Genomic DNA, 276 nt, shown 5'->3' with positions numbered 1-276 from the left:
CGATGTTGTTCCTGGCGGGAGCGAAATTGTGGCAGTTCATTGCCATTATCGGTATGGGCATTTCAGCGGTTGTGTTGCTGATACTCGCCGAACCGTACCGTATCCGCCGTGTTACCGCATTCTGGAACCCGTGGGAAGATCCCTTTGGCAGCGGCTATCAGTTAACGCAATCGCTGATGGCGTTTGGTCGCGGCGAACTTTGGGGGCAAGGTTTAGGTAACTCGGTACAAAAACTGGAGTATCTGCCGGAAGCGCACACTGACTTTATTTTCGCCA

General features: G+C 52.9%; 1 protein-coding gene. It reads left to right on the top strand.

Annotation, left to right across the window (positions count from 1 at the left end; translation table 11 throughout):
- On the top strand, window positions 1-276 hold a 276-nt coding region (locus tag R0J88_RS19855; protein ID WP_410900855.1), incomplete at both ends, for an FtsW/RodA/SpoVE family cell cycle protein.

The sequence above is a fragment of the Pseudoalteromonas sp. SIMBA_162 genome, from assembly GCF_046535955.1.
In the GTDB taxonomy this organism is placed as follows: domain Bacteria; phylum Pseudomonadota; class Gammaproteobacteria; order Enterobacterales; family Alteromonadaceae; genus Pseudoalteromonas; species Pseudoalteromonas marina.
This window is presented reverse-complemented; position numbering and strand designations above follow the sequence as displayed.